This window comes from Aurantiacibacter sp. KMU-128, assembly GCF_056933515.1.
Genome location: NZ_JBXORT010000001.1, coordinates 2,312,748 through 2,328,015, shown reverse-complemented (window position 1 = coordinate 2,328,015; position 15,268 = coordinate 2,312,748). Strand labels below are relative to the sequence as shown.

General features: G+C 63.5%; 10 protein-coding genes. 2 read left to right on the top strand and 8 right to left on the bottom strand.

The genetic code is table 11. The annotated features are described in order from the left end of the window. Positions 1-40: 40 nt before the first annotated feature. The 6 genes from ACS0VV_RS11330 to ACS0VV_RS11305 all read right to left on the bottom strand — a co-directional run bounded on the left by ACS0VV_RS11330 (position 41) and on the right by ACS0VV_RS11305 (position 8,823). Positions 41-2,815: a phosphoenolpyruvate carboxylase gene (locus ACS0VV_RS11330; RefSeq protein ID WP_483532806.1), complete on the bottom strand. Its 2,775-nt coding sequence runs from the start codon at positions 2,813-2,815 to the stop codon at positions 41-43. Then, the gene (gene eda, locus ACS0VV_RS11325; protein WP_483532805.1) at positions 2,812-3,462 is read right to left on the bottom strand and encodes a bifunctional 4-hydroxy-2-oxoglutarate aldolase/2-dehydro-3-deoxy-phosphogluconate aldolase; all 651 of its coding nucleotides are present in this window, start codon (positions 3,460-3,462) and stop codon (positions 2,812-2,814) included. The genes ACS0VV_RS11330 and eda overlap by 4 nt, the downstream gene beginning before the upstream one ends. Next, positions 3,462-4,442, bottom strand: coding sequence for a glucokinase (glk, locus tag ACS0VV_RS11320; protein ID WP_483532804.1), 981 nt, complete (start codon positions 4,440-4,442; stop codon positions 3,462-3,464). The genes eda and glk overlap by 1 nt, the downstream gene beginning before the upstream one ends. 223 nt (positions 4,443-4,665) lie before the next feature. Further along, complete coding sequence (edd, locus tag ACS0VV_RS11315; RefSeq protein WP_483532803.1) at positions 4,666-6,480, bottom strand: phosphogluconate dehydratase; 1,815 nt, start codon at positions 6,478-6,480, stop codon at positions 4,666-4,668. Beyond that, positions 6,473-7,903, bottom strand: coding sequence for a glucose-6-phosphate dehydrogenase (zwf, locus tag ACS0VV_RS11310; RefSeq protein WP_483532802.1), 1,431 nt, complete (start codon positions 7,901-7,903; stop codon positions 6,473-6,475). Before zwf ends, edd begins: the two co-directional genes overlap by 8 nt. A 119-nt stretch (positions 7,904-8,022) precedes the next feature. Continuing rightward, entirely contained in the window at positions 8,023-8,823 is an 801-nt protein-coding gene (locus tag ACS0VV_RS11305) for a transglutaminase-like domain-containing protein (protein WP_483532801.1), read from the bottom strand. Between the two features lie 114 nt (positions 8,824-8,937). Between ACS0VV_RS11305 and ACS0VV_RS11300 the strand changes: the two genes are divergently transcribed. Next, positions 8,938-10,254 (top strand): amidohydrolase family protein, encoded by a 1,317-nt coding sequence (locus ACS0VV_RS11300; RefSeq protein ID WP_483532800.1) that lies wholly within the window; start codon positions 8,938-8,940, stop codon positions 10,252-10,254. Next, positions 10,251-11,453: an amidohydrolase family protein gene (locus ACS0VV_RS11295; RefSeq protein WP_483532799.1), complete on the top strand. Its 1,203-nt coding sequence runs from the start codon at positions 10,251-10,253 to the stop codon at positions 11,451-11,453. The genes ACS0VV_RS11300 and ACS0VV_RS11295 overlap by 4 nt, the downstream gene beginning before the upstream one ends. Before the next feature lie 132 nt (positions 11,454-11,585). Here the strand turns inward: ACS0VV_RS11295 and ACS0VV_RS11290 are convergent, their stop codons facing one another. Both ACS0VV_RS11290 and ACS0VV_RS11285 read right to left on the bottom strand, forming a co-directional pair. Continuing rightward, entirely contained in the window at positions 11,586-13,376 is a 1,791-nt protein-coding gene (locus ACS0VV_RS11290; RefSeq protein WP_483532798.1) for an ATP-dependent helicase, read from the bottom strand. After that, entirely contained in the window at positions 13,369-15,186 is a 1,818-nt protein-coding gene (locus tag ACS0VV_RS11285) for an AAA family ATPase (RefSeq protein ID WP_483532797.1), read from the bottom strand. Before ACS0VV_RS11285 ends, ACS0VV_RS11290 begins: the two co-directional genes overlap by 8 nt. Positions 15,187-15,268 lie beyond the last annotated feature (82 nt).

Here is a 15,268-nt window from a genome sequence, read left to right as displayed (position 1 = left end):
ATCCCTGCCGGTGGGCTAATCGGCGGAGCCGTTAGCAGGGTTACCCGTGCGCGCCAAATATATTGGCGATTGCGGTGGTGATACGCAGCGAGAGCTTATGCGCGCGTTCGATGGGATCGATGAAGTCGCGGTTGATCGCCTCATAGCCTTCATCCGCGCCATCGGGCCAATCGGTCGGCTCGGTCAGGTCAAACCGGTCGATGCGCGGGAAGCTGGTCGGATAGGCGCGGCGCAGCTGCGCGAGCGCCTCGTCCACGCGCAGGGTGAAGATCATCTCCAGCACGTCTTCCCGGCTCACATCATTGGCGCGGCTGAACACCGGCACGCTGACCGCGCGGATAAACATCGCCTGCATCAGCGTGAGGCGCAGCGCCTGGAGCACGCCGATCATCCGCCGCTTGTCCTCGCGCCCTTCGAGCGGCGCCTCGTTGGGGATGTGTTCGAGCAAACGGTGCAGCTTCATCGCATCGACGCGCAGACGGCTGGCGAGGCGGCGGAAGGTGCCGATGCGGTCATCCTTCACCAGATATTCGCTCAGCGCCTCGCAGGCGTCGGAGAGGTGCTGTTCGGTGCCGCGATAGGGGCGGCTGGCCCAATAGGCGGAGTTGAAAAGCTCGCCATAGGCGGCCACCGTCTTCACGCTGGCGAGCGCATTGGCGGCGCGCACCAGCCGGATCAGCTCGCGCCCGCGCGGGCTTTCATTGAGCAGCGCGGCGATTTCCTCGTAATTGCCATCGGCGGCATGGCCGATCCCGGCGATGACATTCACCGGATAGCCGAGCTGTTGCAGGATGGAATTGTGCGGAATGGCGCGGATTTGCCGCAGGCTCATATCGCGGTCGGCGGAAAGGTCGCTCTGGCGGCGGCTGACGCGGCTGCCGGTCGAATTGAGCAGGCCCAGCCCGAATGCGGTAATCGCGCGGCTGTAGGTCCGGCTTTCGAGATGCTCGCGCTGGTGATCCTTGATCGCGCGGTAGAAATCGAGGCTGAGATCGGTGCGGCGATAGAAGGTATCGACCGGCGCATCGGTGTCGGTCTCGCTCGGGCGCAGGCAAGCGATGCGGGTGAGCGTGGCGCGCGCGAGTTCGGGGGTGGCAAACCACAGATAGCCATCGCCGCCCTGGAAGCTGACTTCGGGCTCCAGCGTGATGCCGGCACGGGCAAAGCGGCGCTTGGCCCAGGGCGAGAGCGCCCAGTCGAGCCGGTCGGCCATTTTGGTCGGGTGCGCGCCGCGGCCCATGCTTTCGCCATGCGTGTTGAATATCAGTGCGGCGACATCGGTGAGGCCGTTATCGTCCATCGCCTGCGCCAAGCGACCCTGGAGGCGTTCGATGGCGAGGCTGGCGGGGACTTGGCCGACAAAGCGCCCCGCATCGGAGAAGCCCGTCTGGATACATACGCGGCCGCGCTTCTTCGCGTAGTCTTTGTAAACGTCCTCGGCGAGCAACTCGTCTAGAAAGCGCCCGCCATGTTCGAGCGCGCTTTCGGTTTCGAACAGGGGCGAGACATCGACCTTGTCCTCGATCCCGAACAGCTTGGCGAAATACAGCGCGGCGAGGACGGTAGCGGGTTCCTCGCATTCGGCGATCAGCATCCTTATCGGCGCGTCGGCGTCGATATGGGCAAGGATTTGCGCCATGGCGAGGAACTGGCGGATGGCGGAGCTGGCCTCTATCGCCAGCGCGCCGAAATTGCTCTTGCGCGGTTTTACCTCGGCAATTGCGCGGCGCAGATGGCTGACCGCGCCCTTGCTGGCGAGGTCGAGATTGCCTTCGGGGTCGATCCGGCGGCGGATCGCATTGTGCATCTGCTTGGCGTTTACGCGGAAATGGATCCAGCCCATTCCCAGCCCGTCCGCGCGCATCGCGGCGGCGAGTGTTTTGAGGCTAACGGCGCGGGCCGCATCATCGGTTGCCTTCGCCTCGGCCTCCAGCGCGTCGATATAGCGGGAAAGCGAGAGCAGCTTTCGCGGATCGGCGGCGGTCAGGCGGTTGGCGGCGACCGAAAGCGCGGCGGGATCGGAGAGGTCGGCGGCGAAATCGCTCGCCCGTTCGCGGGCATAGGCGGCGGCGGGACGCAATTCGCCGAGGAGCGGATGGTCTGCGTCAATCGCCTCCAGCTCCGCCAGATAGCTTTCGAGGTGCTGCGCTTTTTCCGACAAGCGGAAGCCGATCGAGTTCGACCAGGTGATGTCCGTGCGGCCATCCATGTCGTAGCCGACCCAGCTGGCAAAGCGGAAGGGCAGTGGATTGGCTTCATGCCAGCGGTCGGGCCAGATCGCCTGCGCATGAGCGAGCACCTGCCGCACGATGGCGTTGCGCGCATCCTGTGCATGGGCAATCGCCTGCATCGCGCGTTCGTGCTCATATTGCAGCGTCACCTGCGGACGCTCGCTATTGACGACCGCGGAGTCGATGGCGCTGCCGTTTGACGCGGCATCGGCGACGGCTGCGGACTGGTCGGGCGTCAGCAGGAAAGTCGGGTGCGCCGTGAAGACCGCGTGCAGGCAGGGGCTGGCCCAGCGCGCGGCAAAAGCGTCGAAATCGTCGCCCGCAAGATCCGCCGCCAGCGCCTCGGCATTGCCTGCCGCATCGAGCGGGGCGACCATTGCCGCCAGACGGTCCGCGCGGGCTTGCAAGGCGTCGACCTCCAGCTCGGCAATCGCCGCCTCGATATCATCGAGCGACAGCTCCCCGCTTTCGAGCTGGCGGCTGGTATCATGCGCCAGCTGGAACACCGGATTGAAGTTGGGCGTTTCCTCGGTACGGGTGTGCAGTTCTTGCAGGCGGGCGGTCAGCGCGGCGACGCTGGTCATTGGCCCGTATGCCCTTGACCCAGGCCGCTCGCTTCACGGGCCAGCGCCACGATCTCCTCGGGTAAGGCACCAGCGGGAGCAACCCAGCTGCCGCCGACGCACAGCACTTGCGTCATGGCGAGCCAGTCGGGCGCGTTCGACGCGGAAATGCCGCCGGTGGGGCAGAATTTCGCCTTGTTGAACGGGCCGCACAGCGCCTTCAGCGCGGGAATGCCGCCAGCGGCCATGGCAGGGAAGAATTTGAAATGCTCCAGCCCCAATTCCATGCCGCGCATGATGTCGCCCGAATTGGCGACGCCGGGAAGCAGGGGGACGCCTGCCTTCAGTGCCGCTTCGCCGAGCTTCGTTGTGAGGCCGGGGGAAACGATGAATTCGCTGCCCGCATCGAGCGCCTGCTGCAACGTTTCGACCCCCGTTACCGTGCCTGCACCGACGATGGCGCCGGGAACGAGGTTCATCCGCTTGATCGCATCGAGCGCGTGGGTCGTGCGCAGCGTGACTTCGAGCACTTTCAGCCCGCCTTCCACCAGCGCCTCTGCCGTTTCGCGTGCCTTGCCGATATCGTCCACCACCAGCACCGGCACGACCGGGCCCAACTTCATGATCCGCTCGATTTCGCCGGATTCGTAGGGGATGGTGTCGCTCATTAGGATGCTCCGTGGTTCTGGAAATAGGCTGCCGCCGCGCCGAACAGGCCGGGCTGCGGATGGGTGATGAGTTTGACCGGGATCGCAGCCATCAGGCCTTCGAAGCGCCCCTTGGCGCGGAAGCGTTCGGCAAAGCCCGAATGCGGCAGATGCTCGCGCAGCCGGTAGCCGAGGCCGCCCGCCACCACCACGCCGCCAAAGCCGCCTTGTGCCAGCGCGATATCGCCCGCCACCGCGCCCAGCGAGAGGCAGAAGCGATCCATCGCCGCGGCGGCGAGGCTGTCAGAGCCGTCCATCGCCGCTGTCCAGATGGCGATATCGGTCTGTTCGGTAATCGCCCGGCCTTCGAGCGCTGCAAGCGTCGCGTGGATATCGACAATCGCGGGGCCGGACACGACCCGTTCCACCGACACGCGGGTGTGCCGCTTGCGCAAGCGGGCAAGGATCGCGTCCTCCACCGAATCGAGCGGGGCGAAGTCGATATGCCCGCCCTCGGTTGCCGACACGCGGTAGGAACCGTCGGGTTCGCGGTACAGATGCGCGACGCCGAGGCCGGTGCCGGGGCCGAGCACCGACAGGCGACCGGTCGGCGCGAGTGGCTGGTCCGGCCCGGCGAGATGCAGGAACTGTTCTTCCGGCGCGCGGGCGACAGCATGGGCCACCGCTTCGAAATCGTTGACGATCGTGTAGCTCTCGCAGCCCAGCTTTTCGGGGATCAGCGCGGGGCGGATGATCCACGGATTGTTGGTGAAGCGGATAACCTCACCGCCCACCGGCCCGGCAATCGCCATCGCAACGCGCGGCGGCAAGGTGCCGCCCTTGCGTGCTGCGTAATCTTCCCACGCGGTCTGGAAACTGGCGTGATCGACGGTGTGGATGGTGATCGGTTCATCCAGTGTAATCGCGCCCGCATCATCGCGTGTGGCGATGGAAAAGCGGGCATGGGTGCCGCCGATATCGACTGCGACGATCTGGGTCATACATTGCTCCTTCGGGCAATCACGCGGAGATGGGGAGTTACTGCGAAAGCAATGCGCGCCGGAGGCGCATAGATTTTTTCGCGCAGAGGACGCAGAGGGTTCAGAGGCGAGCGAGAAGTACAGCATCTCTGTGTTCTCTGCGCTCTCTGCGCGAAACCACATTGCGCCTTTGGCGCGGAAGCGATGTCTCCCTCATTCCGCGTCTTCGCGTTATCCAGAACCATCACAGCCCCGCGCTCGCCAGCATGGCGCTGCCGCCCTTTTCGGCTTCGTCCGCCAGCATCCGGAACATCGTGAACAGTTCGCGGCCTGTGCCCATTTCGGGCGCCGGATCGGGCGCGGGGGTGCGGCTCGACAGGTCGGCGCTGGTGGAAAGTTCGCCGGTCTCCGCGCAGACCTTCACGATATCGCCATCCTGCAACAGGCTAAGCGGGCCGCCGCCCAAGGCCTCGGGCGAGCAGTGGATCGCAGCGGGCACTTTGCCGCTCGCGCCCGACATCCGGCCATCGGTGACCAGCGCGACGCGGTAGCCGCGATCCTGCAACACCGCGAGCGGCGGGGTCAGGCTGTGGAGTTCGGGCATTCCGTTCGCCTTCGGCCCTTGGAACCGCACCACGACCACGACATCGCGGTCCAGCTCGCCCGCCTTGAAGGCTTTCACCACATCATGCTGCGTCTGGAACACGCGGCACGGCGCTTCGACCGTCCAGCGTTCGCGCGCGACGGCGGAAGATTTGAAACAGGCGCGGCCGAGATTGCCGGTGACGAGCTTCATCCCGCCATCGGGTTGGAACGGATCGCTGGCGGGCCGCAGCATCGTCTCGTCACCCGAAGGCCCGACATCGCGCCACACAAGGCGGTCTTCGTCCAAGCCCGGCTCCTGCGCATATTCGCCCATGCCGCGCTGCTGGCCGACACCGAGCACATCGCCATGCGCGAGCCCTGCGCCCACCAGTTCGCGGATGACATAGCCCATGCCGCCCGCTGCGTGGAAGTGGTTGGTGTCGCCCGAGCCGTTGGGATAGACCCGCGCCAGCAGCGGCACCGCGCTCGAAAGTTCGGACAGATCCGTCCAGTCGACCTGAACGCCTGCCGCGCGGGCGAAGGCGGGAATGTGGATCGCGTGATTGGTGCTGCCGCCGGTCGCCAGCAGGCCGACCATCGCGTTCACAATCGCCTTTTCATCGACGCAATGGCCAAGCGGACGATAATCGTTCCCGTCCTGCGTCATTTGCGTAATGCGGTGGACAGCGGCGCGATCCAGCGCCTGCCGCAGCTGCGTGCCCGGCTGGATAAAGGCTGCACCCGGAATATGCAGCCCCATCATTTCCATCATCATCTGGTTGGAATTGGCGGTGCCGAAGAAGGTGCAGGTGCCGGGCGAATGATAACTGCCAAGCTCGCTTTCGAGCAGTTCCTGCCGCGTCGCCTTGCCCTCGGCATAAAGCTGGCGGGTCTTCTGCTTCTGGCTGTTGGAAATGCCGCTCGGCATCGGGCCGCTGGGGACGAAAATGCCGGGCAGATGGCCGAAGCGCAGCGCGCCGATCAGCAGGCCGGGCACGATCTTGTCGCAAATACCGAGCAGCAGCATCCCGTCATACATGGCGTGGGAGAGCGCGACGCCCGTCGCCATGGCAATCGCATCGCGGCTGAAAAGCGACAGCTCCATTCCCGTCTCGCCCTGCGTCACCCCGTCGCACATGGCAGGCGTGCCGCCCGCGACCTGTGCGGTTGCGCCGACTTCGCGGGCGTAGATTTTCAGCCGGTCGGGATAGCGGCCATAGGGCTGATGCGCGCTCAGCATATCGTTGTAGCTGGTGACGATGCCGATATTCGGCCCGGCATTGGTCTTGAGCGCTTCCTGATCCTCCAGCGCCCCCGCAAAAGCATGGGCAAGGTTGGAACAGCTGACCTGGCTGCGATCGGGCCGGTTATCCGCCTCCCGCTGGATGAGGTCGAGATAGGCCGTCCGGCTGGCCTTCGACTTTGCGATAATCCGGTCGGTTACGCGGGCGATAGTGGGGTGGAGATTAGTCATGCCAGCTTACTCCGTCGCGTTCTGCCAGCGCGATGGCCTTGCTCGGCCCCCAGCTACCGGCGGCATAGGTTTTGGGGATGCGGCCTTCTTCGGCCCAGGTGGCGCGGATGGAATCGATCCAGCGCCATTGCGCCTCCACCTCGTCGCGCCGCACGAACAGCGTCTGGCGGCCTTCGATCAGGTCGAGCAGCAACCGTTCGTAAGCGATCCGCTTGAATTTGCCGGTGAAGGCATCGGGCATTTTGATGTCGAGCGGCATTTGCCGCAGTACCATGCCCTCCTGCTCGATGCCGGGCACCTTGGCCATCATCGACAGGGTGATGTTCTCTTCGGGCTGGATGCCGATCACCATGCGGTTCTGCTTCAGCTTCGCGCCGGGGAAGATCGAGTGCGGCACGCAGCGGAACTGCACCACGATCTCGGTCACCCGCTCGGGCATCCGCTTGCCGGTGCGCAGGTAGAAGGGCACGCCCTGCCAGCGCCAATTGTCGATATGGGCTTTCAGCGCGACAAAGGTCTCGACATCGCTTTCGCGGCCCAGCTCCTCGTCATAACCTGCCACCGGCTGGCCTTCGACCGCGCCCTTGCGATACTGGCCGGTAACGCTTTCATCGGGAGAGACCTTGCGCAGCGCGCGAAGCACCTTCACCTTTTCGTCGCGAACGCAATTGGCATCGAAGCTGCTGGGCGGCTCCATCGCCAGCAGCGCGAGCAATTGCAGCATATGGTTCTGCACCATGTCGCGCAAAGCGCCCGCGCTTTCGTAAAAGTCCGCGCGCCCTTCCAGCCCCACCGTCTCGCCGACAGTGATCTGCACGTGTTCGATATGCTGCGAATTCCAAAGCGGCTCGAAAAAGGCATTGGCAAAGCGCAGCGCGATAAGGTTCTGCACCGTCTCCTTGCCCAGATAATGGTCGATGCGGAAAATATGGTTTTCGGGGAAGGCGCCCGCCACCGCATCATTGATGGCGCAGGAGGATTGCAGATCGGTGCCGAGCGGCTTTTCGAGGCAGATGCGCGAATTGTTGTCCGCGAGTCCGTGCGCGGCAAGACCCGCAATCGTCGGCTTGAACAGGCTGGGCGCGGTGGAGAGGAAGATGGCAATCTCGCGGTCGCTTCCGGCCTTCTTCGCCAGCTCCTCATACCCTTCAGGCGTGGTTACATCGAGCGGGCTGTAATGCAGGCGGTTGAGGAACCGCGCCATCGAACCCCGCCGGTGATCGGGCAGGAATTTTTCGATCGCGGCGCGGGCAAAATTGCGGAAGGAACCATCGTCCAGATCCGAGCGCGCGGTGCCGACAATCCGCAGATCATCGGCCAGCAGCCCCTCGGCGTCGAGCGCGCAGAGCGAAGGCAGCAGCATACGCTGCGACAGATCGCCGGTCGCGCCGAACAGGATGAGCGTTTCAGCCTTGGTTTCCATGGACGCGGTCAAACTCCCTTATGCATCGCGCAAATTTCTGCGCATCCCTTACCAGCAAAGCAACATAAATGCGCAGCGCATAGGAATGCCCGCGCTTTGATACTGCCGGATGCGTGTGCTCAGCCGCTTTCCACCACGCTGACGCGGCAATTGTCAAAGCGGCAGAGGCCGAATGTGGTCAGGAAACTGACATCGCCGGCATCGCGCCCGATGCCGATAATCGCGGTGTTGGCGGGGTCGGCCATGCCGGTCGCATCGACCATATGCCACGCGCCGCTGCCGGGCATGGCAGGATCGTCGAGATAGATTTCGGCCAGCGCGTGGAAATCGGGCGGGGCGACGCCGGGGGCGTAGCAGCTGACATAGCGCGCGGGGATAGTGGAAGCGCGGGCGAAGGCGATCAGCACATGGGCATAATCGCGGCACACCCCCCGCCGCAGGGCAAAGCTGTCCACCGCCGTGGTGGAAGCATCGGAGGCAGCGGGATCATAAGTGAAATTGTCCGCAATCCACGTCCGCATCGCGGCGATTTTCGCGCCGCCCGAATGCTGGCCAAAATGCTCGGCGACGAAGTTTTGCAACTTGTCTGCCTGACAGTAGCGCGAATCGAACAGATATTCGACCACCTCGCCCGGCAAATCATGCGGATCGCGCGCGGCGAGCGCGGCAATATCGGCGGCTTTGCGCTGCACCTCCACCGTCGCGGAATAATCGACGCGGAAATCCCCTGCCGCCCGCACCCAAAGCCGCTCGCCAATCGCATCCTGCGCCGGCACCGTGGCAAGATGCAGCGTTTTGGTGAGCATCGTCTCGCTGGCGACAATCCGCTGCTCGGGCAAATCGGCCACCTGGAATTGCAGCAGACAATCGGTCGCCCGTTCGAGGTGGAAGGCAAAGCTGCTGGTGATGGCGATGGGCATGGCGGAGGCGATAGCAGGCTGGCGCCGCCCGCTCCACTCGCAATGACGGTGATCGAACCTTGCAAAGCCACCGCGCCCCGCTAGTCTCGCCGCCAAACAGGAGAGGACATCCCCATGCCATTCATCAAGCCCGCGCTTGCGGCCTCGGCGGCTGTGATTGCGCTTTGCGCCAGTCCGGCGGCCGCGCAGGAGCAGCCCATCGCCTTTACCGGCGCGACCATCCACACGATGGGCACCGATAGCGGTCTCGGCACGATCGAAGGCGGCACGCTGGTGATCCACAATGGCCGGATTGTCGCGGTTGGCGGGGCGGAGACGGCCATCCCGGCAGGCGCGGATGTGCGCGATGCCACCGGCATGGTCATCATGCCCGGCATTGTCGACACCCACTCGCATATTGGCGAGGTTTCGGGCGCAGACAGCTCCGCCGCGATCCAGCCCGATGTGCGTGCGCTTGACGCGATCAATGTGCGCGACAGCTCGATTGCGCGGGCGCGTTCGGGCGGGGTGACCACCGCCAATGTCATGCCCGGATCGGGCCATCTGATGGGCGGGCAGACCTTCTATATGCACCTGCGCGACGGCTATAATATCCGCGATCTCGCCTTCCTCGACGATGATGGCGACATGATGGGCGGGATGAAAATGGCCAATGGCACCAATCCCATCCGCGAGAACCCTGCCTTCCCCAGCACCCGCGCCCGCAGCGCGGCGATGGTGCGCAGCCACTTTGTCGAGGCGCAGGAATACTGTGCGGGCGAACGCTCCCCCCGCGATATCGGCATGGAAGCGATGTGCGAAATCCTCTCGGGCGAGCGGCTCGTCCATTTCCACTCGCACCGCACCGACGACATCATGACCGCGATCCGCCTGCGCGACGAATTCGGTTTCCGGATGCTGCTCCAACACGGGATCGAAAGCGGCCAGATCGCACAGGAAATCGCCGCGGCGGGCGTGCCCGTCTCGGCCATTCTGGTCGATAGCCCCGGCGGCAAGCTGGAAGCCGCCAATGCCGACATCACCACCGCCGGCCAGCTGGAGGCGGCGGGCGTGTTCATCTCGCTGCATTCGGACGACAATGTGATCGACAGCCGCCTCATGTTCCGCCACGCAGGACTTGCGGTGCGCGGGGGGATGAGCCGCGACGGCGCCTTGCGCGCGCTCACCATCAACGGCGCGGTGCAATTGGGCCTCGAAGACCGCGTCGGCAGCCTTGAACCCGGCAAATATGCCGATTTCCTGATCCTGACCGGCGACCCCTTGAGCGTCTACACCGATATCGAGGAGACGTGGGTGATGGGCGAATTGCTGTTCGACCGTGATAATCCCGACGATCTGCTCCATGCCACCGGCGGCTTTGGCGCGGGCAATCCGCAGATGAACACCCATGTCCTCGAAGGCGAGGCACGTATGCAGGAGGCCGCACGATGAGCATTTTCGCCAAAGCACTCGCCGCCGGCCTCGCGCTCGCCGCCTTCACCGGAACCGCCGCCGCGCAGGATGTTGCCGTGCGTGGAGGGCAGGTGTGGACGATGGGCCCGCAAGGCGTCATCACCGATGGCGTCGTCGTGATCGAGGACGGGCGCATCACTGCGGTCGGCCCCGCCGCCAGCACGCCCATTCCGCAAGGCATGGAAGTGCTCACCGCGCCCGTCGTCACGCCCGGACTGGTGGACGCGCATTCGACCGTTGGCCTCACCGGCTATCTCAACCAGTCCGAAGATCAGGACCAGCTGGACGACAGCTCCCCCGTGCAGCCGCATTTGCGCGCTATCGACGCTTACAACCCGCATGACCGGCTCGTGACCTGGCTGCGCGAGCTCGGCATCACCACCGTCCACACCGGCCACAGCCCCGGCGCGCTGGTGAGCGGGCAAACCATGGTGGTGAAGACGCGCGGCAACACGGTCGAGGCCGCGCTGGTGGAAGACGGCACGATGATCGCCGCCAATCTCGGCGCTTGGGCGCTCGACCGCGAGGGCACGCCCGGCACGCGCGGGCGGCAGATGGCGATGATCCGGCAGGCGCTGATCGGCGCGCAGGCGAGCATGGACGATGAAGACCGCAGCCGCGATCTCGTCAACGAGGCGTTTATCCGCGTGATCGAGGGCGAGGTCCCGCTGCTCATCACCGCCAACCGGATGCAGGATATGCAAAGCGCGCTGCGGCTGGCCGAGGAGTTCGGCATCACCGTGATCCTCGACGGTGCGGCGGACGCGCATATGATGCTGGACGAGCTGCGCGACTGGGGCGGTTCGGTCATCCTCCACCCGACCATGGCGCGCAATGAAGGCGAGCTGCAAAACGCCGCCTTCACCACCGCCGCCGTGCTGGCCGAGGCAGGCATCCCCTTCGCGCTGCAATCGGGATACGAGGCCTATGTGCCCAAGGTGCGCGTGGTGTTGTGGGAAGCAGGCTTCGCCGTGGCGAACGACCTGTCACCCGAAGACGCGCTGGCGAGCATCACGATAGACGCCGCCCGCATCATCGGCATGGAGGAGCGCATCGGTTCGCTGGAAGTGGGCAAGGACGGCGACGTGGCACTGTTTGACGGCGACCCGTTCGAATATACGAGCCACACGATTGGCGTGGTGATCGAGGGCGAGGTGGTGAGCCGGGAGGTGAGGTGAGGGGGCGGGCGGCGAGCAGAATTAAGACGGGTGACGACCCCTTTGCGCCCCAATCTCGGTCGTTTGAAGGGCGCTGGCGCGATCCTGAAACCTGTCATCCGTTCATGAAGCTATGAGTGTGAGCGGCATGCGTCATTCCGCTTCATTTGCCAGCCGCTCCTCAACCTCGCTCACGAACCGCGACTGGGTATTCTTTCCGTAGAGAAGATGGACCTCGTGACGCGCCCGCGTGAACCCGACGTAGAAAAGCCGTCGCGCCTCGCGCAGGTCATTTGCACTCGGATTGTTTCGCGGCAAGCGGCCTTCTTCCATTCCCACTAGGATGACGACATCGAACTCGCGGCCCTTTGAGCTGTGAAGAGTCGACAGGTTGATACGGTTAAGGCCTGTACCGATGCCGGCGAACTCACCCAGCGACAGGTCTTCGACGTCCCCTTCCGGGCCGAGCCGCGCGATAAAATCGTCGAGCAAACCCAGATCGTCGTTGAGCGAACGCGCGCCGGCCACATGCGGTTCGACAATCTCCGCGCGAAGCGTTGTCAGCCAGGCATCGAGCGCAAGGGTGTCATCCCGCCGGCTCCACAAAGCGGCGGTCAATGTCCGCTGGAATTCGAGCCTGGCCGCGTCGTCAATAAGAACCTCGTGGAACAGCCGCGAACCTTCGCCGATCACACGGCTAAGCCGCGGGTCACCGCTGCGCCAACCGCCGCAACACCACATAGCGCATTGCTCGAGCCACCGTAGCAGCCGGCTCGATCGCGGGTACAGTGCATTGGCGTCAGTGCGGGTGACCGAATAGCCCGCATCGGCGGCGGCATTCGCGACCTCGTCCCCGATAAAAGCCGCCGGATAGAGCACGGCGATCTCGCCAAGGTTGAGGTCAGGGCGGCGCTCTCGGATCTCGGGAATCAGCTGTTCGATCAGATGGCGGGCCTGGCCCGCATAGCTGCCGGTGCAGGGATGGAAGTAGATCGTCCCCTCGTGCGCGTCGTCGGGCGCACGATAGCCTCGCTCCTCGCCCAAGGCATATTCGGACGCAGCAACGATCTTTGAGCCGCAGCGATAGTTGAGACCGAGCTGGACCGTCTCGACATCCGGGCGGTCAGATAGACGGCGCAGCAGCTCGGGATTGGCGCCGGTGAAGCCGTATATTGACTGATCGACGTCGCCCACCGCGAACAGCCGCATGCCGGCGCTGAAGCACAACCCCATGACCATACCGTGCAGCGCGCGCCCGAGATCCTGATATTCGTCGACAGCGAGGATCGGATATTTGGCTACAAGCGCCTTGCGGAGCCACGGGTTGGTCGCGAGCGCGCGCACTGCCAGCAACGGCATGTCGTCGAAGTCAATCAGGCCCTTCGCCCGCAATTCGGCTTCATAGGCGGTCACTAGCGTCGCCAGCTGCGGATTGGCGGTATCGAAATCCGATTGCTCGCGAACAAGGAAACGGCGCCTATATACGCCCATCCGGAAATCCCAGGTCTGCGGGTTCTCCGGTCCCTTGATGACTTTGGCATGAGCGCGCTCGAGCGCCGCACGGGATTGCTGCCGGGTGGCGACGGTGAACTCGTCCGGCAAGCCGACCCCGGCCAGCTTCGCGTAGGGGAACAAAATCTGGGTTAGCGAGAATGAGTGGACCGTGCCGATGAAGACCCGGCCGCTTGGCGAAATGCCGAGGGCGTCGAGCCGCATTTCGAGTTCGCGGGCGCACTCGTTGTTGTAGGTGATACAAGCGATCCCGCGTGGCTCATCGAGATCCTCACCGAGCATTCGAGCAAGCTTGACAGTGAGGGTCTTGGTCTTGCCGCTTCCCGGACCAGCGAGCAGCACGCAGTGGCCGGTTGATTCATATGCCTGCCACTGGCGCTCGTTGCGACGCAGGTCTTCTGCGCCGCGGAGATAAAGTGCAGGGTCAGACAAGGCCGATCACGTGATTTATTGCTTTGGAAATATAGCTGGGGACGGGATTACCGGGTACACGGATCGCTAGCCGCTGCGCAAAGCGCCCTTTGCCGATCTGCTCGATCATCTTGAGTAGGAGCTTGTAATCCACGGTGCTTGGATTTTCCTCCCACTCGCCGAGCAGCGTCTTACGCTTCTTGCTGAAGTTATGCTCACGCAACGTATCGATCATTTCCTGTGCGTAATCACCGTCGAACAATTCGGTCTCGAGGGTGTCTGCATTTACGAATAGGCCGAACGGCTCCATCTTCTCGAAGGACTCCTCGTAGGTGCCCTCTTCGATGTCGCTCAGAACAACATCTGTATCCTCTCCGTCTCGCGCTTCTTCGATGGTGCGAACAATCTTCAAGCAGCGATTATAGGCACGAGGCACATCATTGACCTCGTCATAGTCGGTAATCACCGAGAACGGGATGCCGAGCGCGCAAAGCAGCTTCACGTAAGGCTGAAAGTTTGTACCGGCGACAGAGCAAACAGTAATGCCGTATTCGTCGAGCGAAACCCCCATTTCATCGGCGAAGGTCGGGATTATAAAGCGCTCGGCGTCGCCCTCCACCAAGATCACCCCACGCGCGAAGACCAACTCGGCGCGCGTTACGTCCAGATAGCGTTCGAGGTCCTCGACATCGTCATAGGAGAATTCGGCCGAAGCCGTCGAATATCCCTTGGTTCCGGCCCCGGCCTGCTCACGCAACAGCATCAGCGAGGTGAGCGGCGCAACACTTGCGATGTGGGGGGAATGCGTGGTTAGGATCACCGATAGCGGCTGGGCCTCGGCCTCCTCCTCCTCATCATCATCATCATCGGTTTCGACGATCGTCTCGAACAAATGTTTGTAGACGAGGCGCTGGAGATGCGGGTGGAGATGCGCCTCCGGCTCCTCGATCGCGAGCAGCGAGTGATCGCGCTTGTTGGTTTCGATCAGCCGCTTCAGGTCGAGCAGTTTGAGCGTGAGGAAAATCAAATTCGCGGAACCGAGACTAGCATCGGCAATCCCACGACGCCCCTCGTCAATCAGCAACCGGATCTGACGGTTAATCCGCGCGGCATCGGTCGCCGAGAAGCCGAGTGACGGGTTCACATTTTGTTTTGGACCGCTCATTGCTAGAAACAAATCGGCAATCTGTTTCTCAAGCGACTCAACTTCGTCAAACGCTAGGACGGCGTTTGATGCCTCCGAAATTTTCTCGCCGATCGCTGCCAAAGCATCGGAATCGATTCCGACGAACGCGTCTTCGACCAACGGCCGGAGGGGCGAGCGGCGCCAGGCTGCGAGATCTCCCTCGGCATCTCGCAGTGCAGGCAGGAGGTCCATCGTGATCCGTCGGCGCAGGTCGTGGCCGAAGCGTTTGGCCTCATCCTCTCCGCCGAAACAGATGAAGGAGAAATCATCATCGCTCGTCGGCGCGTGCTCCAGCCCCGGCTCAGGCCGCAACTGGTAAGTCAGCCGCACCGTGTCAGCATCGTCGTCAAGTCGAAAGTCGGTCAGGACCGCAAGAACGTCGAGGTCGTCCTCGAAATCCTTGATTTCAACCGTGACGGTGATCCTTGAGTTCTCATCGATCGCGTCGAGGCCGTCCCAGAAATCTGCCAGACTCAGTTGCCGGCTGCTGTCAGGTAGGGAGGGATCGAAGATGAGTCGTAGGGCGTAGAGAAGATTGCTTTTCCCTACCCTGTTCTCGCCTACGATCACGAGGTTGCCGCCAAGTGCGACATCAAGTTTATGGAAATTACGGAAATTCTCAATCGTAATGCGTGATAAGTGCATGGTGCCCCCACCCTCCTTTGAATTCCGCCTATACACATATTCGCGTCACCTATGCAGCTTTGTCCGCTTCGCCCCACCGGCA

What these genes read in the sequence shown, in the direction of transcription:
- ACS0VV_RS11285 (WP_483532797.1), bottom strand. Translation starts at nt 15,186, where the DNA reads ATGCACTTATCACGCATTACGATTGAGAATTTCCGTAATTTCCATAAA.
- ACS0VV_RS11330 (WP_483532806.1), bottom strand. Translation starts at nt 2,815, where the DNA reads ATGACCAGCGTCGCCGCGCTGACCGCCCGCCTGCAAGAACTGCACACC.
- zwf (WP_483532802.1), bottom strand. Translation starts at nt 7,903, where the DNA reads ATGGAAACCAAGGCTGAAACGCTCATCCTGTTCGGCGCGACCGGCGAT.
- eda (WP_483532805.1), bottom strand. Translation starts at nt 3,462, where the DNA reads ATGAGCGACACCATCCCCTACGAATCCGGCGAAATCGAGCGGATCATG.
- ACS0VV_RS11305 (WP_483532801.1), bottom strand. Translation starts at nt 8,823, where the DNA reads ATGCCCATCGCCATCACCAGCAGCTTTGCCTTCCACCTCGAACGGGCG.
- edd (WP_483532803.1), bottom strand. Translation starts at nt 6,480, where the DNA reads ATGACTAATCTCCACCCCACTATCGCCCGCGTAACCGACCGGATTATC.
- ACS0VV_RS11300 (WP_483532800.1), top strand. Translation starts at nt 8,938, where the DNA reads ATGCCATTCATCAAGCCCGCGCTTGCGGCCTCGGCGGCTGTGATTGCG.
- ACS0VV_RS11295 (WP_483532799.1), top strand. Translation starts at nt 10,251, where the DNA reads ATGAGCATTTTCGCCAAAGCACTCGCCGCCGGCCTCGCGCTCGCCGCC.
- glk (WP_483532804.1), bottom strand. Translation starts at nt 4,442, where the DNA reads ATGACCCAGATCGTCGCAGTCGATATCGGCGGCACCCATGCCCGCTTT.